Genomic DNA, 22,099 nt, shown 5'->3' on the forward strand with positions numbered 1-22,099 from the left:
GTTCGTTTTAATAAAATTTAACAACATCCTCAAATGGCAAGAATGTTCTTTCACCTGCTTGTTCATTTGGCTCGCCAAATGGCATTTGCGCTACTAAGCTCCATTGTTGCGAAATATTCCAAGTGTTCTTCACTTCTTCGTCAACAATTGGATTATAGTGCTGTAAAGATGCCCCAATGCCTTCTGCTGCTAGAGACATCCATACTGCATACTGCAGCATTGCACTTCCTTGATGAGACCAATAAGGAAATTGTTCTTTATAGAGTGGAGCTTTTTCTTGCATTTGTTGGACGGTCTCTTGGTTTTCAAAGAATAAAATCGTCCCTGCTCCATCCCGAAATCCTTGTAATCTTTCCACCGTTGCTTCAAAATTTTCTGCTGGAACGCGAGCACGAAGCGTTTCTTTTACGATATCCCAAAACTTTTCATGCTCGGCGTTCATTAATACAACCATGCGTCCACTTTGCATATTAAAAGAAGATGGCGCATGTAAAGCCGTTTTTAGAACTTCATTGATTCTTTCTTTCGTAATCCATTCATTCTTTCTCACCTTGCGGATTGAACGGCGATTGATGATTGCATCTTTTAGGTTTGTTGTGGCTACTGACATTTTTGGTTCCTCCAATATATGTTTTATTTATAAATGATATATTTGCTAATTCCTTGTATACACGACCTCGCCTTTCCTCTTATCCCCCCCTCTAGTTGTAACAATAGCGATTACAACGTAGGCAAAAAAATATGCATGCTCTACTATAGAGAATTGCACCTGAATACTTAGACACATACTGCAAAGCATATGTCTGCTCGTATTGTACAATCAGGATTGGGCTGCTCGTGGAATTAAAATATCACTGGATTGTATTTACACTTTCCTCCATTTTCAAATTCGCGCCCCTGATGCAACCATTATAGTTACAACTAAATTAGAAGTCAACCACTCCATGATAAAATTTTGGGTGATACAGTATATACCGCCCCCGTCTACACTCCATCGGACAAACATGGAAATATATCTTTTTCAGTGATATCCACGAATGTACATTTCATCCATTTCCTTATGACATATGTATATAAATAAAGATTTACGCCTGTGGAAAGGTTGTGAACGCGTGCCTCAACAGAAGCAACCAACTAAGGCCAAAACCAAACAGGCGTCATCTCGCTTCTCACGCGTTGGGGAAGAAACCATGTGATCGACCGATATCATCTCTCCGATACAGCAAGCTAGTAACGGTCTATCGTGAAGTTATTAACGCTAAGCTGAAAGAAAGCTTATTACGGTTAGAGACGCAGGATAGGAGGGAATAATTTTGGAACAGTATCAAATCGGACCTTGGGATCACCTAATCAATACCGTCTCACCTGGTACGGTGCTAGAGCAGTATGTTCCCCCAGAGCTTGAAGCATTGGGACGGCAAGTAATGGAACGGTATGACATGAAGGTGTCTAATATGGTTCTCATCACATCCAAGCCGGACAAAGGAGGCGCGATCTGGAGAATAGACACAGACAAGGGGCCGCGAAGCATCAAGGTTCTCCACCGTCATCCTCAGAGGAGCTTATTCAGTATAGGTGCTCAAGAATATCTGGTGCAGCAGGGGGCCAGAGTCCCCGCTCTTATTCCAACCATAGATAATCGCTTGTACGTGGAGGCCGGCGGGAAGAGCTGGATTGTAACCGACTGGATCGATACACTTGCGCCTGTATCCAAGATCGATCTTGAGGGCGCTTCTCAGCTTTGCCAAGGTCTAGGGGAGTTCCACCTGTGGACCAAAGGGTATCGTCCTCCTCAAGGTGCGGCCAAATCCTCGCGGCTTCATGGTTGGGTGAAATACTATCAGAAGATTATCGCCAAGATCGGCTGGTTCCGGGATATTGCAGAAGCTTACAAGGAAACAGCCGGCAGCCAGCCCTTGCTGCAGGTGGCAGACGAATTCGAACGTCAAGCACGGGAAGCCTTAGACCGCTTAAACGCATCGGAGTATGCGAACATGGTCGCTATGGGAGAGCCTCATTGGGGACTTGCCCACCAAGATTATGGCTGGTCTAACGGTCAGATGGGACCCGGAGGGATATGGGTTATCGATTTGGACGGCGTATCCTACGATCTGCCATTCCGCGATCTTCGCAAGATTATGACGAGTACGATGGATGACATGGGCGCTTGGGACATTACTTGGATTCGCGGCATGATTGAGGCTTATAATCGCGGCAACCCGATCGATCAGCAAATGTTCGAAATCTTATGGATCGACATGGCATTTCCGAATGAATTCTATAAGCACGTCAAAGAAATGGTATTCGATCCTGTCAACTTCCTTAACCTTGAATTAGCGCCAATTCTACAGCGTATTCTTGCGACAGAATCGACAAAGTGGCAAGTTCTCCAAGAACTGTACGCAGACAAGGAGAAATACCCTGTCGGCATTTACGAGCAGCAATATGTTCCCGAGCAATGGAATCTTGCGGTTCCAGAACTGGATAGAAGCTTTGTTCTCTCCGCCCCAGCTCCATTCTTCGATTATACAGTTCCTGTTCCTGCATTCACTTCTCAAAGTCAACAATCTGGCGCATCGGACCCATTGCCTGCTGAGTTGATCCCATATAACGAGCCAGCAGCAGCCCAGTCCCTATCTTTGGAGCCTGCCCCTTCTGCCCTTTCTGCTCCTCCTGCCGCTCCTGCCGCTCCTTCAGCTCCTTCAGCTCCTTTCGCTCCTGCAGAACCAATAGTTTCCCAGGGGGTTGCAGCACTTCCTGTTCATGCAACCACATTAACCCCTCAGCAGCCTGTATCTCTCCGTCCTTCTAGATCAAGTTCAAATGCGAAGAGGAAACGACGCAGAACAGCCCGTCGTACTATCACCGCATCACGCCGCCGTTTAAAGTCATCGAAGAGGAGCGGCGTATCTAAGAGAAAGACAGCTGTGGGCGTATGCAACAAGCAGCGAAACGTCAAGAAAATAACCTCTGCCAAGAGCAGAACAACCAAAGCTAATAGGCCAAGCAAGCGTATTCTATCCAAACGCCCTACCTCTCCCCAATTGGCTCCAAAGCAGAAGACAAGAAAGGTCTCAAGGAAGACCGCTTAACGAGAGGAGGAGACTGCAAGCATGAACGTACTCATCATATGCACTGAAAAGCTCCCGGTTCCCAATATAAGAGGCGGTGCAATCCAGACTTATATTGGCGGCGTCGCGCAGCAGATCAGTGGTCATCACCGCTTGACAATACTCGGCAGATCAGATCCTGAACTACAGGGAGACGAGATTGTAAACGGCATTCAATACGTTAGAGTGCCCTCAGATGGACTGTTCGATAAATATGCCGAAGGCGTCATTCAATTTTTGAATCAGAGAACTGAACATTACGACCTGATCCATATCTTTAACCGACCACGCATGGTTCTTCCCGTCCGTAATTCTTCCCCCCATTCCCGAATCGTGCTCAGCATGCACAATGATATGTTTCACCCAGCTAAAATTCATCATGAGGAAGCGCATGCGGTCATTGCAAACGTCGAACGAATTGTTACGATCAGCAATTTCATCGGCCGTGAGATTCTCCGCTATTATCCGCAAGCCGAACCAAAGCTCAGAACGATCTATTCCGGCGTTGATCTCAATCGCTTCGCCCCATGGATGGAATCGCAATCAGCTCACCAAGAGCGGCAGACGTTACGCGCACAGCATCAGTTGGAATCCAAGAAAGTAATTTTGTTCGTAGGCCGCCTGTCTCGGAACAAAGGACCTCACGTCTTAGTGCGAGCCATGTCTCAACTGAAGCATTCCGATGCTGTGCTTGTCGTCGTCGGAGGCGCATGGTACAGCGATAATCGAGTCAGCGACTATATTGCTTATGTGCGGGCTCTGGCTGAAAGGGCATCCTTGCCAGTTGTCACCACCGGATACGTTGAAGCGCATGATGTGCACCGTTGGTTCTGCGCCGCGGACGTATTCGTATGCACCTCGATATGGGATGAACCGCTTGCACGGGTACATTACGAAGCGATGGCCGCAGGACTGCCCTTCATTACAACTGCCCGAGGAGGCAATCCGGAAGTTATCATGAACGATAACGGTCTGCTAATCACAGACCCCGACAATCCTCTGGAGTATGCCGAGAAGCTGAACCAATTGCTGTCGAATATGGATAATGCCCGGCAGATGGGCCTTCGCGGCAGACGGTTAACAGAACAACGCTTCAACTGGGACCGGGTAGCTCAGGAGATATTGTCCGTGTGGGGGTAAATCTAAGAAAGCAGGATCATGGACCAGTATGATAAAGCTTCAGATCACGCGAAGCATCGGAACAATAAAGTTATAAAGTTTTGTCTTGATCGTAATTAAGCCCTTCCGACTCCAATCTGGAACTGCTTAAGGGCTTAATATTTTTCCTAGCTAATTAGGCAATAAGAATCAATTAAGAAATGCCCGTGGCTTCACCCGGGCATCTTGCGTCATACATTACCGTTATAAGTCCTTGCGGCAGCTCCCTTCACCCGTTCCCGATTCCATAATAATCATAGCCCCATGCCTTCATCTGCTCACCGTCAAGCACATTTCTGCCATCGAACACCGCCGCATTTCTCATCAATTGAATCAAGTCAGACCAACTCGCAGAAGCGTACTCCGGCCATTCAGTACATATGACAACCGCATCAGCCTGCCGTACAGTGTCCTTAATTGACTCGAACTGCACGATATTTTTGTGTAACAGCTGTTCCGGCAATGCCGCCACCGGATCATGAACCTGGATTGCCGCCTCTGACTGCAGCAAGTGTGAGATCATCTTCAGCGAAGGAGCCTCTCTCAAATCGTCTGTTCCCGGCTTAAATGACAATCCAAGCACCGCAATTATTTTACCGTCAAGCCCTCCAAGACGCCGCACCATCTGTTCGATGAAATATTGATACTGGGTCTCATTAATATACACGACCTGCTGCAGCAGACTTAAGTTCGTGTCATGCTCCTTCGCGATATGCAAGAGCGACTTCACATCCTTAGGGAAACAGGAGCCTCCGTATCCGATGCCCGCTTGCAGGAACGACTTGCCAATACGCGGATCATACCCAATACCTACCGCAATGTCGGAAATAGATACATCGATCTGATCGCATAATCTGGCTAATTCGTTCATATACGATATTTTGGCTGCCAAGAAAGCGTTTGCCGCATACTTGATCATTTCAGCGGTCGCAGGCTTCGTCACCACATAGGGACTATCGATATCCCGATATATCATCTTCACTTGTTGTGCGGCTGCATCAGAGTCGCTGCCAATCACGATCCGATCAGGATGAAACGCATCATATACTGCGCTTCCTTCCCTAAGAAATTCCGGGTTGGATACGACATCAAACGGAATAGAACTTATCTGGGCTTCTGAGATCCACTGCACAACTTGCTTCTGCGTCCCGACCGGAACGGTGCTTTTCACCACGATCAGCTTATATTCCTGCATATGATTTCCGATCATCTTGGCTACACTGCGGATATATCGCATATCTGAGCTTCCGTCTTCCAGAGATGGAGTGCCTACACAGATAAAGACGACTTGCGACTCACGAATCGCTTGCACCGGATCGACTAGAAAACAAATATTCGCATTACTTAAATGGGTACGAAGCAGCGTGTCCAAGCCAGGCTCATAAAATGGCAAGGTCCCATTCGACAGGGCTGAAATCTTGGAGTTATCTGTATCAAAACCAAGTACCTTCCATCCTAATTCGGCTAGTAATAGTGCGGTAGTCGTCCCAACATAACCAACACCCGCAACTAACGTTTTCATAGGTTCGCCTCCCGAGCAGGTTGTACCATATAATCTCGACTGACGATCGCGCCTTTCAAGCTCATGTTCTTAAGGGATACGCCTTCAAGAATAATACAATCTTCAATCCGGCAGTCTTCCAAGTTCACGAGGGAGCCTATCGTGGTATAAGGTCCGATCTCGCATGCTGCCAACTGGCTCGTGTTACCCACCATAACCGGAGAGCTGAACTTATTGGTACTGCTTGTCGTCTCCATTGCGAGGGTACCTTCATCGGCTAATTGCTGAAGCATCCATCGATTAGCTTCCAGCCAACGTTCTATCGTGCCTACATCTGTGTGAGGTTGATAGGTAATATCATAGGATATAGCGTAATCCGCTTCAATTAACCATTGAATGGCGTCCGTTATCTCGTATTCTCCCCTTTTCGATGGAGAGATTGCGTGTACAGCTTCAAAGATTTTAGAAGTAAATGCATATGCTCCCATAATGGCGAGATTGGATTTCGGCTGGACTGGCTTCTCCTCTAACCCTATGATGCGATGTTCCTTTATCTCTGCAACTCCGTAATCATGCGGCTTCTCAACCTCTCCTAACAACAACGCTCCATCTTGTCGTTCTAGCAGAATCGAATCCCGCAAGCCTTCCAACGACTGGCCAATCAAGTTGTCACCAAGCAGTAGAATAAAGCTATCAGAACCAATAAATGCTTCTGCTTGCTTGACCGCATCTGCTATTCCAAGCGCCCTTGCCTGATAGAGGTAGGTTATAGATCCCCCCCATTGCTCTCCATTCCCAACACTTTCACGGAACAAAGAATCATGCGCCGCTTGGATAACGATACCAATCTCCTTGATACCCAGATCAAGCAGCTTCTCAATGCTATAGAATAGAAGCGGCTTATTAGCTACTGGAAGTAGAACTTTGGAGGTTGTATTCGAAAAAGGTTGGAGCCTGGTGCCATTGCCTGCACAAAGAATCAATCCCTTCATATATGTTCGCTCCTTGTCTTTCATCGAGTTGCATTAAAATATGATTATTCTTAACTATTAGTAAGGGCTAGTATGAGACAATAGGGAAAATATACTTCTGTACTTCATCCCCTGCCGTACATAATGGGCGCAACATCCACGATTAACGTCGTTCATTCACCCAATCATACAAATACAGCAAGCATACTATAGAATGAAACTTGCGTAGTTTCTATTTTCTTACAGAGGGGAATTGATTCGATTGTCAAAATTAGACAGATTCAAGGCTGAGCTCTCCAAGTACGGATTAGATGAAATTGACGAGATCGATGTCGAATACGAAGACGGCAGCACTTCCAAGTACAGCTACGAGGACCTGCTTGACAGCGGTATAGATGTCGAAAAAGAATCTTCCTACAATGATTGGATTTCCACCGTAGATTGGGACGAAGTTGAAGAACTGAAATTGGAACTGATTAGCGGTCAGAAATTTGAGTTCAACCTTGAAGAACAAGAAGATGGAGACGATGACGATAAAGAGGACGAGGATGACGAGTCCTATTCCAACGATGACGGGGATGAAGTAGAAGAAGATGACGATGAAGAGGATTACAACTGAGTTCAGACTGCATGAATAGAGCCGTTCTAATCCTTTATGGGAACAAGCAACTCTTTGTTTTAAGCCTCTCTAATTCTTCCCTTTTTCGCAGTGCCAAAAACAAGCAGAGCATTCCCGGCCATTGACTGACGGAAATGCTCTGCTTCTTCAGCATATAGTCTCTCTACATATTGTTTGAATTTCACGATTCGTTCGTTGATTCATTTTTCCACTCCATGCTTCCATATCGATATTAATAAAACTACATCCTCAAAAGGAAAAAATGTTCTCTCGCCCGGTTGATCGTTAGGTTCACCATATGGCATTTGCGCCACCAAGCTCCATCCTTGCGGAATATTCCAAACGATCTTCAAATTTACATCGCCTATTTTTTATACAAACAACTAAATTTAGTGTATAATTATTGTAATTTCCTTTATATACATATTTTGATGCATGAAGGCTGGAATTTTATTTTTTCGAAAAGAGAGGTTGTATTATGGAGCAATGGTTCTGGTTGCTGCGCAGCCGAATTGATGACCTGGATAGTGAATTACAACAAAGACTCTATCGTTCCTATCACCGGTTCGTATATAAGGACATTTATTTGCTGGTCCGCGATCATCCATTGACCGAAGATATTATTCAGGAATCTTTCATGAAGATCATTACATACGGTCCAACCACCAAATATTCCACCAACCTTAAAAGCTGGATCATGCGAGTGGCGCGCAATACCGCCTTCGATTGGCTGCGAAAAAACAAAAAAGACCGCCGCTTGTTTGCGTTTTGCTCCCCTCATCCGATGGAATGGACACATTGCGCCTACACGAATGTCGCGGAAGAAGTCGAGCTCAAAGAACGCGACGCGTTACTGCATCAAGCCCTCCACGAACTGAAGCCGGAATATCGCACGCTGCTCACCATGTATTATTTGGAAGAAAAGACTTATAAGGAAATCAGCCGGGAGCTGCACGTAACCGAACAAGTTATCACCCAACGATTGGCGAGAGCACGCAAGAAGCTGCTTCAACATTTTTCAAGAAAATGGGGTGAGCACGGCCGACGAAGTAAGAAAAGATGATCAGAGGAGGGAAATCCCTTCGTTCGGATAAAAAATAGACGTATTCAAACCCGGATAACGAAGCTTTGAATACGCCGCCAATAAATCATTATTTAATTCAGTCCGTATTTTTCAAACACGTCTTTCCGCAAAATTGCATACTCCGCTGCCTCTTCATTGTCGGCCGTCACTTGAAATTCGGGGGTTTCGTTCAAACTGAACTTGCCCAAGTTTTGATTGATGATAGCATACTGACCGAACGTGTTCTTTTTCAGAAAAATAACGCTCTTGTCGCCTTCGTACAATTCAATGTAATTCTCGCGCGTCAATTTCGTCTTCTCATTTTCGATATCCAAATAGGCCAATGGTTCGATAATAGTTAATGGCGCATCCTCTTGCCATATTTGTTCCGGACCTTTGAGCACTTTGTCGATGCTGATATCCGTTAATGTGTAGAAATCCTGCAATGTGCCGTCATCAAAATGAGTAGACACCGGATTCCGCTCTTCGAAACGCTGCACCGCCGTACCAATTACGATCAAGTCCGCAAAGGAATCCAACTGATCAGCGTTCTCAAAATTGACAAAGTTGGCATGAATCGAGATCGTTTTGGATGGGTCTGAATCTGATGTCGCTTCAAGCATTGAGCCGCTTATATTACCCCATGCCATCACCAGAAGCAGTGCGGCTGCGGCAACAAACAAACCTGTGTTTATTTTCCGTCGCATTATTTCGCCAATCTCCCTTCATACTATTAGAATAGCGTATTAATTGCCCCACTTTGCTTTTAATTCGTTTTTATCATAGGTTTGAGGGCCGATGTCTTGAATGCCTTGTTTCATGACCGAAGGGCCCGATGAACTTGGACTATGGGCGAGGCTTACCGTATGGCCAATTTCATGGGTTGCATTGGACACGATCTGGCTGTGGGTCATCTTGTAACTTTTCATCGTATTATCATAGATGGTAGCCGTGGAATACGCCCATTTGTCGTTTGGCGACGCCTCTACATAAGTGCCTCCGGAAAGTTTATAAGGGACGATCTGACCAAGCAGCGTGCTCGTGCCCGTAGTTCCTACATAATATCGATCGGGGTCGCCGCTGGTTGTTGTCGTTTTGGATACCTTTACCTTCGAAGAAATTCCATTCCAGTTGGTGCGCGCCGTCTCGTAATGATTGTCATATCCATAAGAAGAGACGGACGAATGATAGTAGGCAGAGAACGACCCCGCGGCTCTCCCACCGCTGAAATAAGCGGCCGAGACGACAGAAGATAATACCATTGCAGCGATAGGCAAAGCGGCAACCGACGCAATTAACGCATTTTTCTTCACAGAAACTCGCTTCACTATGTTTACACCACCTTAACGAATATTCATATCATTGCAGATTTCCAGCTTTACTTGCTTCCTAATCTCTCTCCTATTGATACCTCCTTTTTTGTAAGCTTCCCTTTGCTTTACAAAGAAGATGGGGAGTTGCCATGTTACATGGCTGCCGTTTACCTTTGTAAAAGAAGGAGCGAAAAGAGCCGATTCTAATAGATGCCCGCAATATCTCTATTAGGAAGCGGCTCTTCTTGCTATATATAACGTATGCAACCTCCAAAATCTGACGTTTTTTTTCGTTCATTCGCATTTACTAGGTTATAAACAATGAGGTTAATTATAGCACCACTAGAACTTGGAGAATTCAACATATATGAAAAAAGCTATCCTCATTAGACCATGCGCCCTCCTTAACCGTTCTGCCTGCGGTCGATAAGTTTCTGTAGCACGATGCCCCGATCATCGACGACGGTAAATTGCAAACTCGGTATTTCCTTGTACAGCCAATGGTTGGGCATGCCTGCGGGATATCCTGCAGCGTATGCAGCGACTTATAGGCTTTCTGCATCGTTTCCTGGATCGCATCCGCATAATCTTCCTCCTGTCTTACCATGGACTTGGCCATCCCGCAGTTGAAGCTCCATCGGTCGGATAAGACGTACAAAGACTTCATGTTCGCCTTTCAGCGCCCGTCTTACCTCTCGTTCTATGTCCACATGCGGGTTCTCCCTTCCCCATTTGCTTGCTCATATACTTAGGTAGATCTCCAAGCCAATCGGTCACATTGAAATAAATGGAAGACAAATGAGGCGGCAGGCACAGCAGAAAAGCCCGTTGCAGTGAGGAAAGGCCAGCTCTTGGGCTTATCATGAATGAATGCGCACCATCCAATGATTATCGATTCTCTATTTTGAAAAGGTAATCTTCCGGATCATATTCACTGAATTTACATTTACCTGCTCGAGTAACAAAAATAATGGTCTTCGTACTTCTGAGCCGATTCAGTGTGCGAACGGCTGGGTTGCGTTGAACTTCGCCGAAACACATGACGATCAAATCTTGCTGCTTATGCAGGCTGGCAAACAACGCTTGGAAGTAGAGGGTCAGCTTCTGTTCGAGCAATACCTCATTGTCCATCATAACTGAGCGCCTCATGCCGAGAAGTTCTGAAGCATTTCCACCTCAGGAGGCGAAGCGCTAAGTTCTATGTTTTCTCATGCTATAATAATCATTACATATCAGGTATATAATACATCGTCTTTTACAATGAGTAATAGGAGGCGCACAGATGACGAAAAATTCCACGTTTCTCTCCGTCAACCCTTTTTCATCTGATTTTAAAGATAAGGCATACTCCTTGTATGAACAGCTTCGGATCCATGATCCGATTCACAAAACGGTCATGCCCAACGGCAACACGGCCTGGATCGTGTCGCGGTACGAAGATGCCGCAGCCGCTCTGAAAAACGAACGTTTCAAAAAAAATCTGTTTCAGTTCGTAAGGCCCGAAGAAGTAGGCGTCCCTGCGAGCAGAATGGATCTGCTATTACGTCACATGCTCAACTCTGACCCGCCGGATCACACCCGCCTGCGTTCCTTGGTACAAAAGGCATTTACTCCCCGCATGATTGAAAAAATGCGAGCGCGTATTCAGGAAATCTCACATTGGCTCATTGACAAGGTAGAAGCTCAAGGGTCCATGGAACTCATTCGAGATTATGCGTATCCTCTCCCTATCATCGTCATATGCGACATGTTGGGGCTGCCCAATGAAGAGCGCGATCAGTTCCGCACATGGTCTCACGCCATGGTCTCAGCCTTCAATTATCCGGAGAGATATCAACAAATCACATCAGAAATCGATCAATTCACCTCATATATCAAGGCATTGATCAAGAAATGCCGCTTGGATCCGCAGGAAGATTTGTTATCTTTGCTCACGCAAGCGGAATCCGAAGGCAGCACACTGTCCGAACAAGAACTCGTATCGATGATCTTTCTGTTGATCGTAGCCGGGCATGAAACGACCGTAAATCTGATTGGTAACGGCATGTACGCATTGATGCAGCACCGGGACCAGCTGGAAGCGCTTCGAGACACGCCTGCCCTAATTGACTCGGCAATCGAAGAATTGCTCCGCTTCATGGGCCCTGTCGAATTTGCGACCAACCGCTGGACTGGAGAAGACTATGAATGGGGCGGCAAGACACTAGCCAAAGGCGATGTCGTGCTGATCGCGCTTGCGTCAGCCAATCGCGATCCCGAATGTTTCGAGCATCCGGAGCGATTGGATATCACGCGCGGCAACAACCACCATATTGCGTTCGGAACGGGAATCCATCATTGCTTGGGAGCGCCCCTCGCCCGCATGGAAGGACGGATTGCCATTGGCACGCTGCTCGGACGATTGCCGAACATGAAGCTTGCTGTCGCGCCCGATCGCCTTGAATGGCAGCCCACTTACATTATGAGGGGATTTACTGCTCTGCCCGTTCAATTTGGGTGAACGCCTGTTAACAATCGGTTTATTTCCTTTTGCATATAGTCGGCAAAGGTCGATTAATTTAGGCTGATTCAACTCTACGCTGCTTGCGGTCCCGCTGTATTCCTCCAGACATTGTTGAACCAGAGCTTTATACTGGTTCGGGACCGCCTTCATGCCCCACTCGCCGCAGGAGAATCCGCAATGAAATTCAAAAGGAGTTATCTAAATAAAACCAAGCATCCACATGAATTCCACCTTCTCATGATCATTCTCCAACCATTCGCCTAGTGCGGTCGGGCAAGAAACAGAGACATACGAATGCTGCCAAAGCCAGTCCTCCGCTTGCCATTAAAGAGGTGGAAAACGCCCTTACATAATCCGGCAGCTCCGCTTCGATAAGAGATTGCCCCAGCGAGGCCGAGAACAAAATACCGATCAAGGCCACCCCTAACGAATTTGCCAAATACATAAATGTAGTGAACAAGCCCGAACCCGTCCCGGCATCCTTTATAGGCACTGCGCTGAGAATGACGTTGACTAGCGGCGTAGTGACCATACCGAGACCGAGACCATATATCAATAATATCAATATATTTCGGACATGCAGCAGATCCATCGCATCAACATATAGCGACCCAATGAGTAATAGGCTGCAGCCACCCATTACCAAGCGCCTGTTTTCAGCACAGCCATCCCCCATTTCCTGACGATTCGAGACGATACCAAGGAAGTCAGGAAAAAACCTGCGCCTAGAGGCAGAAAAATCAGACTCGTATATTGAACATTATAATGCAAACCGAATTGCAAATAATAACTCAAAATGAAGAAGAAGGAGAACATGCTGAGATAAATCAGCACAACTGTTGCCATGCCTACGCCAAAAGAACGATGTTTGAAAATAGTCAGGTCGACTAGCGGAGAAGCATCCCGCTTCCGTTTCCGAATTTCTACCGCATAAAAGCAAACAGAACCGGAAGAGCTAATAACAGACAGCTCCAGGTCCAAATCGGCCATCCTTGTTTTTGCCCCTCCGATAGCGGATAAACAAGCAGAAACAATCCGCTCATCAGTAAGACAGTCCCGGCCCAATCGATACTTTGCGCCCGTCCTCCGCGTGACTCGGGTATAATCGGCAATAACAGCAGAACAAGAATACCGAACGGCACATTGAAAAAGAATACGGTCCGCCAACCGAGATCGAACGGATTCCAAGTGACGAGAATTCCTCCGAGGATGAGACCAAAGGCGAATCCGAACCCGATCATTGCGCCGTAAAAGCCGAAAGCGAGCTCCTTCTCCCGCGGCAGAAAGCTGACCTGCATCGTGGACAGCACCTGAGGTTGGATAAGCGCCGCGGCCATACCGAGTGAAAAGCCAGTGACAATAAGCTGCGCTTCGGAGAAGCTGGCGTGCAGGCTGTTCTAAATAGTCGGAAGCTTCCGCTTGCCACCACCGTTCCGTCTTTGACAACATATAAAATATCGCAATACGTTGCGGCTAGGGATAGATCATGCAGCGCAGCCAGAGTGCCCACTTTTAAAGCTTTGACAATGGACAAAATTTGCAGCTGATATTTAATATCCAAGTGATTGGTTGGCTCATCTAAAATTAAAAATTTGGGCTGCTGCGCAATTGCCCGCACCAGTATGACCCTTTGTTTTTCGCCGCCGGACAGGGTTAAGTAGCTCCTGTCTGCATAGCGAGCATATCCACTTTTTCAAGCGCGGCATGCACGAATTCATAATCTTCCTTGTAGTCGGCTTCCATGGCATGCTTATGGGGCGTTCTGCCCATCATCACCATCTCATGTACCGTGAAATCAAAGCTCAAGTCATTGCATTGTCCAACCACTTTATCCTCCAAGCCGAATTCTACGAGAAGTTCTGCCGTTGTTTGACCAACGGCTATAACCTTTTCTGGTTCAGCTTCTGTCTTCCATACATGGTCAGCAGCTGCTGCCGAGTCGATTGGTTCTGTCCCCTCTGCTTGGGCCGATTGTGCGCAAGCTGAGGATAGCAAAGGCGTCATGATTGCTGATAATAGAAAAGTTTTTACAGCATGCTTTTTTCATGAATAAACTCCTCACATAGGGTTGGTTCCGTATTGCCTGATTTTTAGTCTGGTTGCGGATTTTATCAATAATGATTATCATTATCAACGAAGTTTCATGCTACCTGCAGAGGAAGTTTTTTTCCCTATGGAAGGAGCGAAAATAAAAACAACCCTCCAAACATTTCACATGTTCGAAGGGTTTCCGCATTATTGACAATCGTCTTGCGCCATAGTTTTCATATCCAGTTGACCAATCCCAACTTTGCTTACCATACATAATCTTTTCATCGTCCCTTTATAGGTGATGCGGCAGAAGGCGATGCTCATCTTGTATTTTCAATGGTTACCGCGGCTGGAACCAGTTCCAAGTGATGTCCCGCTGCCCGGTAAGCGCCCGGATCCATGCTAGTCTCGTGATACTTGCCTGTTGTCCAAGCGTCAACTTGGTCGTGATACCAGGGGCTCAGCAGTTGCCCCGATTGTCCGGGCCCCACGACATTGAACGACTTTAGCGGATCGGCGAGATCGATAACGGTACGCCAAGCGCCTCCTAGATTCATGTCCCCCGTGTTCTCATCCCACCCCGCCATGCCGACCGTGACTTTGCTGCCCCCCATGCCGACAGCCTTGGCATTGAACAAAAGGTCAAGCGGCTTAATTGCGCCTAGCGGATGGGCGAATTTAACTTGGTGAAAACGGCCCCATCTCCACTTTTCCGGATCTCGGCCCTGCAGGGAAACTGCTTGATCCACGGCAAGTTGGAAAGAGCGCAGCGCTATCTTTTCGATGCCGCCTTTTCCATCAATCCACAGCGTCGGAGTTCCGGCAAGCGCCTTGCGAAGCAGGCCATTCCGTACACTCTCCCTGTTTTCAAATAATTTCATTAAATCATCGGTCACTTCAGGTTTAAATATGACTTCTTCAAGCTGTCTCATCCAGAAAGTAAAAATGAGCGGCGCTCCCTGCTCCGCATCATCCTCCTTGTTCCAAGCCTGAAGCAGCTCCGCGGCTTCTTGGTCAATCGAACGGAGGGATGCATTATTCCGAAGCTCTGCTAACAGTCCTTCCAGGAATTCCTCCGCCAGCAGATTGTGACGGTCGAATTGAAGCTTCTGGAGATCTTCCGCCTGCAAGAGCTCCTTGGTTTCCAGCACCTGCTGAATACGGGCTTCCCGGTACGGCTCCGACCATGTGTTCGTGATGTGATAAGGGTAGCTGTCATCAACAACCTTGTTATTGGCGGTCGCGATATATCCTGTGGGCGGATTAACGGTGGTCGGCAGTTCTTCCCATGGAATGTATCCGGTCCACTCATATTCGTCAGTCCACCCCGGAACGGGGACCTGGCTGCTCCCTTTCTTGCGGATGGGGATTTTACCGTTCGCCCGGTAAGCAATGGTCCCGTCATTCGAGGCCAAGACAAAGTTTTGCGCAGGGGCATCAAAATAAGTGAGCGCTTCTTTAAATTCCTCCCAATTGCGTGTTTTGCCAAACCTCTGAAACGCTTCGAGCTCCTTGGTAGGCTCCAACGCGGTCCATCGCAACGCAAGCGCCAGATCTTGTTGATTGTCCTGAGCAAATTCGGAAATGATCGGACCATGCCTTGTTACGGCTACCTGATAAGTAACCGCAGGCTTGCCCTTTACCTTTATTTCTTCGTCATAGAGATTCGCTGGCTCCCACTTGCCCATATATTCAAACTCATTAGAATTATCCGGGTTTCGCTTCTCGATGTACAGATCCTGCACATCCGGGTTCAAATTCGTGACGCCCCAAGCCAGATGCTGATTGTGCCCGAGAATAATGCCCGGAATGCCTGCGAAAACAACGCCGCTTACATTCAGCTCTGCCGCTTGAAGATGCGTTTCATACCAAATGGACGGCGTGCCCAGTTGCAGATGAGGATCGTTTGCGAGCATGGGCTTTCCAGAGGCTGATTTTTTTCCGGAAACGACCCAGTTATTGCTGCCGTTGAGCGGATCGGGGATTACGGCTGCCGCAAGCATCGCTTTGAGGTCTATGGGATGATCCTTCAGCGCCTGAATGATCAACGCTCCCCCTTCGGGGTACGTGGGGAACAACTCCAACGCCATCTCCGGCGACACCCGCTGGGCAAGCTGGTAACGGAATGCCTGCCCTGTCCAATGTCCTCCCAGATCATAGGCCATATTTTTGCCAATCACCAGCGAATCAATCGGCTCCCAATCGGCTGGCTTGTAGCCCAACAGGCGAAACTCGACCGGAAGCGATCCCGAAGCCTGCGCTTGGTGAATATACTGATTGACACCTTGGGCATACCATTCCAGCACATTCTTTGCATCGGCGGAATAAACCTCCAGTGAAGCTTCTGCCGCCCGCCGCAGACTGAACGCCCGGAAAATCTTATCGCGTTCCAAAGTTTGTTCCCCCATGATCTCACTAAGCTGTCCCGAACCTAAACGTCTCATCATATCCATTTGAAACAGCCGGTCTTGGGCTGTCACATACCCTTGCGCCAAATACAAATCATGCTCATTCCTGGCCTCAATGTGCGGCACACCGTTCACATCGCGCCAGACCGAAACCGGCTGCTGCAGTCCCTCCAACTCCAGCTTTCCTTGAATGAGCGGAAGACTGTTCCGCGCAATCCAATAGGCTATACCGCTTACGCTGCCGAGCAATAGCGCGAGAATAAGCGCCGTTATCCATACGACGCGCCATCCGCCTCTTTTCTTCTTTGACACCGGCTCTATGGCCGAGTTCGTGCCTGTCGCACTCATCATAACCCTCCTTATAATGGATTTGCATGACGTTTAATTAGTATATTTATACATATTAACCTTATCAAGGTTTATGCGAGCGGAGCCTCGCCCAAGAAAATAAAATCAGCGTCAATCTTGCTCAATCCCTCCAGGCTTACCTCCTGATCGAGATTCACTTCCGGGTTTGTCGCAAAGCCCAAATCAGCGTAGTACGTGCTTACCGTCTTATCACTGTATACAAAGTATCCTTGGGGGGTCCGCTCCTTGCCCCGAACTGGAAGATACGTTCTGATTAGAGCTTGATGGAGTGCTGCCGCATGCATTCAGGGTGAACATAATGACAAGCAATATGAAGAGCATGGAGCGCAATGAAGTGTGTTTCATCGAAAATGACTTCTTTCCCATAAAATAAAAATATCAACCAGTGAGAACCATTATCACTAGTTGATATTTTAGTTGGATTGAGCGGGCATTCCCCAGTCTGAATATGATAATCCGGCCGCCTGCCCTGTACCTCCCAGTTCATATTGTCGGCCAAGCAGAGGACCATCGAATAGACGGGCCCCGCCGTCATGCCTTCAATTTTCGTATTTCATTCAAAGTCATATCATTACAATGCATCTCCACAGCGTCGTTGATACGAATCCGTTTGCATCTCCCTGTTCCCACAGGCCCGGGGATGTCGAACTGCAATTCGCCCGCTTCCAGAGGCGCATGGAACGTCTCATGAAACCCTGCGACTAATGGGTAATTGACGTCATATGCAGAAAAATCTCCAGATCCACTGTCTCTCATCCATCATCCGCCCATCCAATTGAGAATTATTATCATTAAAACTCATATTGTTATGGTAGATAAAACGAACACCGCTGTCAACATGACTGTCAAAACCAGAGTCCCTATCCCGAAGGTGCTGACTCGGCTAGTTCCTTCAACGACAAATCGAGCCACAATTCATACCAGTCCAGAAAATGCAGCCGATTCGTATTTCCGAAGTACTCGTCCGGGTATATGCCGCCATCGTTAGCGCGATCATCAACCCAGATTTCGCCATAAGATTCTCCATGCACTACCAGATGGATCGAAACGCCACAACCGAAGTTACTGATTCCTATTGACACTCCACACGGCTAAAGCCGTGGGATTCTTAGCTAGTTGGTGCTTCCTCAGTCCATTTCTGGTTTGGAAAACTGCTAAGTTTAGGGCTGTGCCATCAGCCCGTCCTAAGACAGTGCATCTAGCATCTTAGGCTGACAGACTATTACCATCTGCCCCAGGTTGACGCATGATGTTAATCGCACCAACTCTGTCGCGATGCGTGTGAAACCCGCATAAACACTGATACGTTCGGTCATCGGCTTTATTGCGTTTACTACACGCCGGGCATGTTTGCGAAGTGTACGCAGGATTCACTTCGAGGACTTTGGTTCCCGCCAATGCCGCTTTATACGCAATAAACATTTGCAGTTGATAGAACGACCAGTTATGCAGATTTTTAGCGTTTTTACGACTTGTTCTTGTCGTTTGGCGAATATTCGTTAGTTTCTTGATCTTGATGACCGATACTTGTTCTTCTATCGCCATGTTCACGATCTTCCGGCTGATCTTGTGGTTTTGATCTTTCATGTAGCGATGTTCCTTGTTCTGTTGCTTGCGAATCGCCGACAGCTTTTTAAGCTTACCCATCTTTCTTCGGCGCGCTTGAAACTTGCGACGCATGTACCTGTTCTGCCTGCCGTTGCCGACAAACTGAGTTTTACCTGTTGAGGTGACAACGACGGCGGGGACTTTTAATCCCAAGTCAATCCCCATCGTTGCGCCGCTCGTTAGTTGTTCTGTTGGTATTTCAACAGCTATGTGCACGTACCACTTACCTGACTTTTCGACGACTCGCAATAGCCCGAGTTTATTGCTGAATAGGAGACGTTGCTCCCGTTCGGTTATGCGAACAGAAACCGTGAGCCGCTGTACCTTTCCGTTCATCATGACAGGAAATGAAACGTTACTGTCGCCAAACGAATAGTTTTGATTGTTCACGTAGTAGGCTCTACGCTTTAGAATCGGGCGTTTCCCTTGCTTTTTCGTCTTGTTATGGATGCTTCGCGCATCTCTAATGGCTTGGTTCCTTACTGCGGAAGGAAGATTGGCCTCGACATCCTTGGATGTCACCTTTGGAAATGCGCCCGATGCTTCTGCTTGTTCGGTTAAGTGATTGACCGTATGGATATATTCATTTCCCATCTCTTTCATAATGGCGGGATCACGGGGGAATAGACGAATTTGAACCGTTACGGTTTGCATGGTTTCACCCCCTTTTCTTTTGCTCTTCGACATAACGTTTGATCGTTTCACTTGATACGTTACCTGCCGTGCTGACAAAATAGGAACGTGTCCAGAGACTTGGCAGGTGCGTCAAGTGCGGAAATTCTTTGCGCAAGTCTCGCGACGTCGCTCCTTTCAACTTCGCCATAACGTCGGCTGGAGAATCGGTCGGTAGCACATTTAAGAATAGATGTACATGATCAGGCATCACTTCCAGTGTAACAATGAGCCAATCGTTGGCTACACAAAGCTCTTGCACAAGCTCTTTAAATCGTGCTTCTATATGTTTGACTAATACTTTTCGACGGTATCGCGGACAAAACACAAAATGATAATTGATGAGCGAAACGGTTGTTGTCGTTCTTCTATATTCTTGTCCCATACACCGATTGTATTAGTTTAAATACAAGACTGCAACTAAAACATGGAAAACTGTAGGACAATTAAGCTGTCTAAAGACAGCCCTTGTCCTACGCCAATTCATCCCAAGCCTAAAGGCAAGGGCTTTCTTAGCTAATTTCTGTAATATTCAAGCCTCTCTTCAGCAAACGTGATGACAAGCTTTCCTTCCGTTTGCTTTGACTGTTCCGCTGCATATCCATCAGGCCAGTTCTTCTTGGGCTATTTCCGTCTTCAGCCCCCGTGTATTCACAACGGTAATGCTCAGCGCATCAAAACCGTTTCGATTTGCTTCCTCAAAATCACAGCGTTCCCCGCTAATCAGTTCAATCTGTCCCTGCTCGTCCACATCGGATGAGAATTCCTCATCCCAATCGGCATTATAAAACACGGTTAAGCGAATCTCGAACGTATCTTCACCATCAGCATCAACATACGGCAGCAGCGGCGTCCGGTTGTTCTGTTGTTCATCTGAATAGGTATCGCACAGCATGGCATCGTACCCGTGCTTACAGCCGTCGAACAGAACGTAGCGTTTGCCTGTGACAGCATCCTCTGCAACAATCAGCTAAGGTGCGAACTCGGTCATAGCAATCAGATCGTCCATCAATTCACCGTAATAAAAAACATAAAATTTCGAAGGTCCGGCAGTCATTCATCCTTAAGCTGCAGCCTGCGCAGCGTCTTGACCATCGCTTCTCTGTTTTTGGCTTCCTTCATATATCTAGGCAGCGTATGCGAAGCCGTTCGCTTCATGCCGTTTCCCGGCTTCTCGCGCAGATCCGCCGATATGTAGGCGATGAGATAATTCAGATGAGCCCGGTTCACGGCCCACACCGGTTTTCCCCGGAAGTAATCGAGATAGTAAAGCTCCAAGTTAAATACGGGGTCGCGTTCGTGCCGGATATCGCTGTAACAACCCGCATATTTCAAGGTTCTGCGCAGCGGAACCTGATTCATGGCAGAGCAATGGGGACAACGGATATGGATGACCTTTTGCGTAAGCTGCTTCTTGTCCGTCATGTCCTCGTTAAACCATCTCTCGCAGGCTTCGCACACTCCGCTGGCCGAATATCGGTAGGATTCAGGCTCCTTCTCGTGGTAAAAGCATGTGGTGCACTTCACCTCGTTCGCATGCTCTCCCTTAAAGATATAGGCCAGTCCGCCGCACCTTGCGCATTTCACCGCGACCTGCTCTCTGCGATAAAGAACGGAGCTGAATGCGTATTTGTATCCCGGTTCATCTTCGAAACGTCCCATGCTGTGTCTCCTCCTCCGGAACGGTAACCTTATGTATCACTAACAAAAGTATATTTAAGCCCCGGTAATAAAACAATAGAAGCGCCGACATATAATATAATAGGCCTTTCCCCCAATTCAGGCGCCCTTTTTAGCCGCATTATTCATAAATGGAGCCCCTATCGCAAAACAATCGGGTTACATCTATGATTCATTGCCACGAGTGCTCATTCATTTTGTATGATTGTTTGCTCCTTTTGCACATCAAATGGAATATTTTTATGTGTAAAGAGAAAATAATAACCGTTGACAATCCGTTTCCGCTCACAGATAATTCGAACAAGAACATATGTTTCGTCGTTAACCCCGTCTGCATTTTAATAAAAGGAGCTGGTGTGAAATGGGTACTATAGATCAAAAAATCACTACGTTTTTGATGTTCGATGGACAGGCTGAGGAGGCAATGAATTTTTACGTTTCTTTATTCGACCAATCGGAGATCATCAGCATTCAGCGTTATGGAGCGAACGAACCCGGTGCCGAGGGGAGCGTGCTGCATGCCGCATTTTCGTTGCATGGACAAGTGTTCATGTGCATCGATAGCAGCGTCAAGCATGACTTCACATTTACTCCGGCAATCTCATTGTATGTAACATGCGATACGGAAGAAGAGATTGACAGGGTATTTGGGAAGCTATCTCAAGATGGCTCTGTATTGATGCCTTTGGGCGCTTATCCATTTAGTGAGAAGTTTGGCTGGGTTGCAGATAAATTCGGGGTGACATGGCAATTGAGCCTAGCGAAGGGCTGACGGTCAGCACGTAATCATGATCAAAAATCCGCAGCCAACGGTTGGCGTTTCCGTTGGCTTTTTTGCTGAAGCAGGAACATTTCTTTATGAACCCTAATTCCCGGAATTTTGAGCTTTGCAGTTCGCAGGCCCCTTACCTGGAAATCATCCAGCAGCAAGTCTTCGTAAAATAAGTATTAGACTAACCACAATAATAGAAACAGCGGCAGCCTTGGATGGGAAAATAAAGTCCTAGACTACCGCTGTTTCATTGAGTTATCGTTCTTCGTTCGTTTAATGCCGCCCTGCTACTTAGACATGAGAACACTGGCAAGATCGCGC

General features: G+C 47.2%; 22 protein-coding genes and 3 pseudogenes. 6 read left to right on the forward strand and 19 right to left on the reverse strand.

Features of this window, described 5'->3' with window-relative positions; translation table 11 throughout:
- Positions 1 to 7: 7 nt before the first annotated feature.
- Positions 8 to 610: a nitroreductase family protein gene (locus tag M3650_RS03420; RefSeq protein WP_019419855.1), complete on the reverse strand. Its 603-nt coding sequence runs from the start codon at positions 608 to 610 to the stop codon at positions 8 to 10.
- Between the two features lie 703 nt (positions 611 to 1,313).
- Between M3650_RS03420 and M3650_RS03425 the strand changes: the two genes are divergently transcribed.
- Complete coding sequence (locus M3650_RS03425; protein WP_251572386.1) at positions 1,314 to 3,092, forward strand: CotS family spore coat protein; 1,779 nt, start codon at positions 1,314 to 1,316, stop codon at positions 3,090 to 3,092.
- Positions 3,093 to 3,113: 21 nt separating this feature from the next.
- Positions 3,114 to 4,250 carry a glycosyltransferase family 4 protein gene (locus tag M3650_RS03430; RefSeq protein WP_251572388.1) on the forward strand — a complete coding sequence of 379 codons (1,137 nt, stop codon included), beginning with the start codon at positions 3,114 to 3,116 and terminating at the stop codon, positions 4,248 to 4,250.
- A gap of 247 nt (positions 4,251 to 4,497) precedes the next feature.
- Here M3650_RS03430 and M3650_RS03435 read toward each other — a convergent pair whose 3' ends face one another.
- Both M3650_RS03435 and M3650_RS03440 read right to left on the reverse strand, forming a co-directional pair.
- Positions 4,498 to 5,790 (reverse strand): UDP-glucose dehydrogenase family protein, encoded by a 1,293-nt coding sequence (locus M3650_RS03435; RefSeq protein ID WP_251572390.1) that lies wholly within the window; start codon positions 5,788 to 5,790, stop codon positions 4,498 to 4,500.
- Positions 5,787 to 6,761 (reverse strand): sugar phosphate nucleotidyltransferase, encoded by a 975-nt coding sequence (locus M3650_RS03440; RefSeq protein ID WP_251572392.1) that lies wholly within the window; start codon positions 6,759 to 6,761, stop codon positions 5,787 to 5,789. The genes M3650_RS03435 and M3650_RS03440 overlap by 4 nt, the downstream gene beginning before the upstream one ends.
- 241 nt (positions 6,762 to 7,002) lie before the next feature.
- Between M3650_RS03440 and M3650_RS03445 the strand changes: the two genes are divergently transcribed.
- Together M3650_RS03445 and M3650_RS03450 are read left to right on the forward strand one after the other, a co-directional pair.
- Positions 7,003 to 7,359: a hypothetical protein gene (locus M3650_RS03445; RefSeq protein ID WP_251572394.1), complete on the forward strand. Its 357-nt coding sequence runs from the start codon at positions 7,003 to 7,005 to the stop codon at positions 7,357 to 7,359.
- A 478-nt stretch (positions 7,360 to 7,837) separates the two neighbouring features.
- Positions 7,838 to 8,422 carry an RNA polymerase sigma factor gene (locus M3650_RS03450; RefSeq protein WP_019419863.1) on the forward strand — a complete coding sequence of 195 codons (585 nt, stop codon included), beginning with the start codon at positions 7,838 to 7,840 and terminating at the stop codon, positions 8,420 to 8,422.
- A gap of 92 nt (positions 8,423 to 8,514) precedes the next feature.
- On the opposite strand, the gene M3650_RS03455 is transcribed toward M3650_RS03450, so the two are convergent.
- The 4 genes from M3650_RS03455 to M3650_RS03470 form a co-directional block, all read right to left on the reverse strand.
- On the reverse strand, positions 8,515 to 9,129 hold the full coding sequence (locus tag M3650_RS03455) for a hypothetical protein (RefSeq protein WP_251572396.1): 615 nt from the start codon (positions 9,127 to 9,129) through the stop codon (positions 8,515 to 8,517).
- Positions 9,130 to 9,168: 39 nt separating this feature from the next.
- On the reverse strand, positions 9,169 to 9,750 hold the full coding sequence (locus M3650_RS03460; RefSeq protein ID WP_019419865.1) for a hypothetical protein: 582 nt from the start codon (positions 9,748 to 9,750) through the stop codon (positions 9,169 to 9,171).
- A gap of 343 nt (positions 9,751 to 10,093) precedes the next feature.
- The gene (locus M3650_RS03465; protein ID WP_251572398.1) at positions 10,094 to 10,402 is read right to left on the reverse strand and encodes a hypothetical protein; all 309 of its coding nucleotides are present in this window, start codon (positions 10,400 to 10,402) and stop codon (positions 10,094 to 10,096) included.
- Between the two features lie 221 nt (positions 10,403 to 10,623).
- Positions 10,624 to 10,869 (reverse strand): hypothetical protein, encoded by a 246-nt coding sequence (locus tag M3650_RS03470; RefSeq protein WP_251572400.1) that lies wholly within the window; start codon positions 10,867 to 10,869, stop codon positions 10,624 to 10,626.
- A 148-nt stretch (positions 10,870 to 11,017) separates the two neighbouring features.
- On the opposite strand from M3650_RS03470, the gene M3650_RS03475 reads away from it, so the two are divergent.
- Positions 11,018 to 12,235, forward strand: a complete 1,218-nt coding sequence (locus M3650_RS03475) for a cytochrome P450 family protein (protein WP_251572402.1) — start codon at positions 11,018 to 11,020, stop codon at positions 12,233 to 12,235.
- Between the two features lie 244 nt (positions 12,236 to 12,479).
- Here M3650_RS03475 and M3650_RS03480 read toward each other — a convergent pair whose 3' ends face one another.
- The 12 genes and pseudogenes from M3650_RS03480 to M3650_RS03535 all read right to left on the reverse strand — a co-directional run bounded on the left by M3650_RS03480 (position 12,480) and on the right by M3650_RS03535 (position 20,988).
- Positions 12,480 to 12,803, reverse strand: a complete 324-nt coding sequence (locus tag M3650_RS03480) for an MFS transporter (protein ID WP_251572404.1) — start codon at positions 12,801 to 12,803, stop codon at positions 12,480 to 12,482.
- A 74-nt stretch (positions 12,804 to 12,877) separates the two neighbouring features.
- Complete coding sequence (locus M3650_RS03485) at positions 12,878 to 13,228, reverse strand: MFS transporter (protein ID WP_251572774.1); 351 nt, start codon at positions 13,226 to 13,228, stop codon at positions 12,878 to 12,880.
- Positions 13,162 to 13,575, reverse strand: a complete 414-nt coding sequence (locus M3650_RS03490; protein ID WP_251572406.1) for an MFS transporter — start codon at positions 13,573 to 13,575, stop codon at positions 13,162 to 13,164. Before M3650_RS03490 ends, M3650_RS03485 begins: the two co-directional genes overlap by 67 nt.
- Positions 13,476 to 14,065: pseudogene (locus M3650_RS03495) on the reverse strand (ABC transporter ATP-binding protein); the annotation flags it as partial. The pseudogene M3650_RS03495 and the gene M3650_RS03490, both read right to left, overlap by 100 nt.
- A gap of 524 nt (positions 14,066 to 14,589) precedes the next feature.
- Positions 14,590 to 17,028 (reverse strand): penicillin acylase family protein, encoded by a 2,439-nt coding sequence (locus M3650_RS03500; protein ID WP_483311722.1) that lies wholly within the window; start codon positions 17,026 to 17,028, stop codon positions 14,590 to 14,592.
- Between the two features lie 68 nt (positions 17,029 to 17,096).
- A complete protein-coding gene (locus tag M3650_RS03505) occupies positions 17,097 to 17,330 on the reverse strand; it encodes a hypothetical protein (RefSeq protein ID WP_251572412.1) in 234 nt (77 codons plus the stop codon).
- Between the two features lie 247 nt (positions 17,331 to 17,577).
- The gene (locus tag M3650_RS03510; protein ID WP_251572414.1) at positions 17,578 to 17,802 is read right to left on the reverse strand and encodes a hypothetical protein; all 225 of its coding nucleotides are present in this window, start codon (positions 17,800 to 17,802) and stop codon (positions 17,578 to 17,580) included.
- A 104-nt stretch (positions 17,803 to 17,906) separates the two neighbouring features.
- Positions 17,907 to 18,116: pseudogene (locus M3650_RS03515) on the reverse strand (SMI1/KNR4 family protein); the annotation flags it as partial.
- 136 nt (positions 18,117 to 18,252) lie between these two features.
- The gene (locus M3650_RS03520) at positions 18,253 to 19,308 is read right to left on the reverse strand and encodes an RNA-guided endonuclease InsQ/TnpB family protein (RefSeq protein WP_251572416.1); all 1,056 of its coding nucleotides are present in this window, start codon (positions 19,306 to 19,308) and stop codon (positions 18,253 to 18,255) included.
- A gap of 4 nt (positions 19,309 to 19,312) precedes the next feature.
- Positions 19,313 to 19,711 (reverse strand): IS200/IS605 family transposase, encoded by a 399-nt coding sequence (gene tnpA / locus M3650_RS03525; RefSeq protein WP_251572418.1) that lies wholly within the window; start codon positions 19,709 to 19,711, stop codon positions 19,313 to 19,315.
- 219 nt (positions 19,712 to 19,930) lie between these two features.
- Positions 19,931 to 20,377 (reverse strand): annotated as a pseudogene (locus M3650_RS03530) (hypothetical protein); the annotation flags it as partial.
- A 2-nt stretch (positions 20,378 to 20,379) separates the two neighbouring features.
- Positions 20,380 to 20,988 carry a hypothetical protein gene (locus M3650_RS03535; protein ID WP_251572422.1) on the reverse strand — a complete coding sequence of 203 codons (609 nt, stop codon included), beginning with the start codon at positions 20,986 to 20,988 and terminating at the stop codon, positions 20,380 to 20,382.
- Positions 20,989 to 21,367: 379 nt separating this feature from the next.
- Here M3650_RS03535 and M3650_RS03540 point away from each other — a divergent pair, with 379 nt between their 5' ends.
- Entirely contained in the window at positions 21,368 to 21,778 is a 411-nt protein-coding gene (locus M3650_RS03540; protein WP_019418919.1) for a VOC family protein, read from the forward strand.
- The last annotated feature ends 321 nt before the right edge of the window (positions 21,779 to 22,099 follow it).

This window comes from Paenibacillus sp. MER TA 81-3 (assembly GCF_023713585.1).
Lineage (GTDB): Bacteria > Bacillota > Bacilli > Paenibacillales > Paenibacillaceae > Paenibacillus_B > Paenibacillus_B profundus.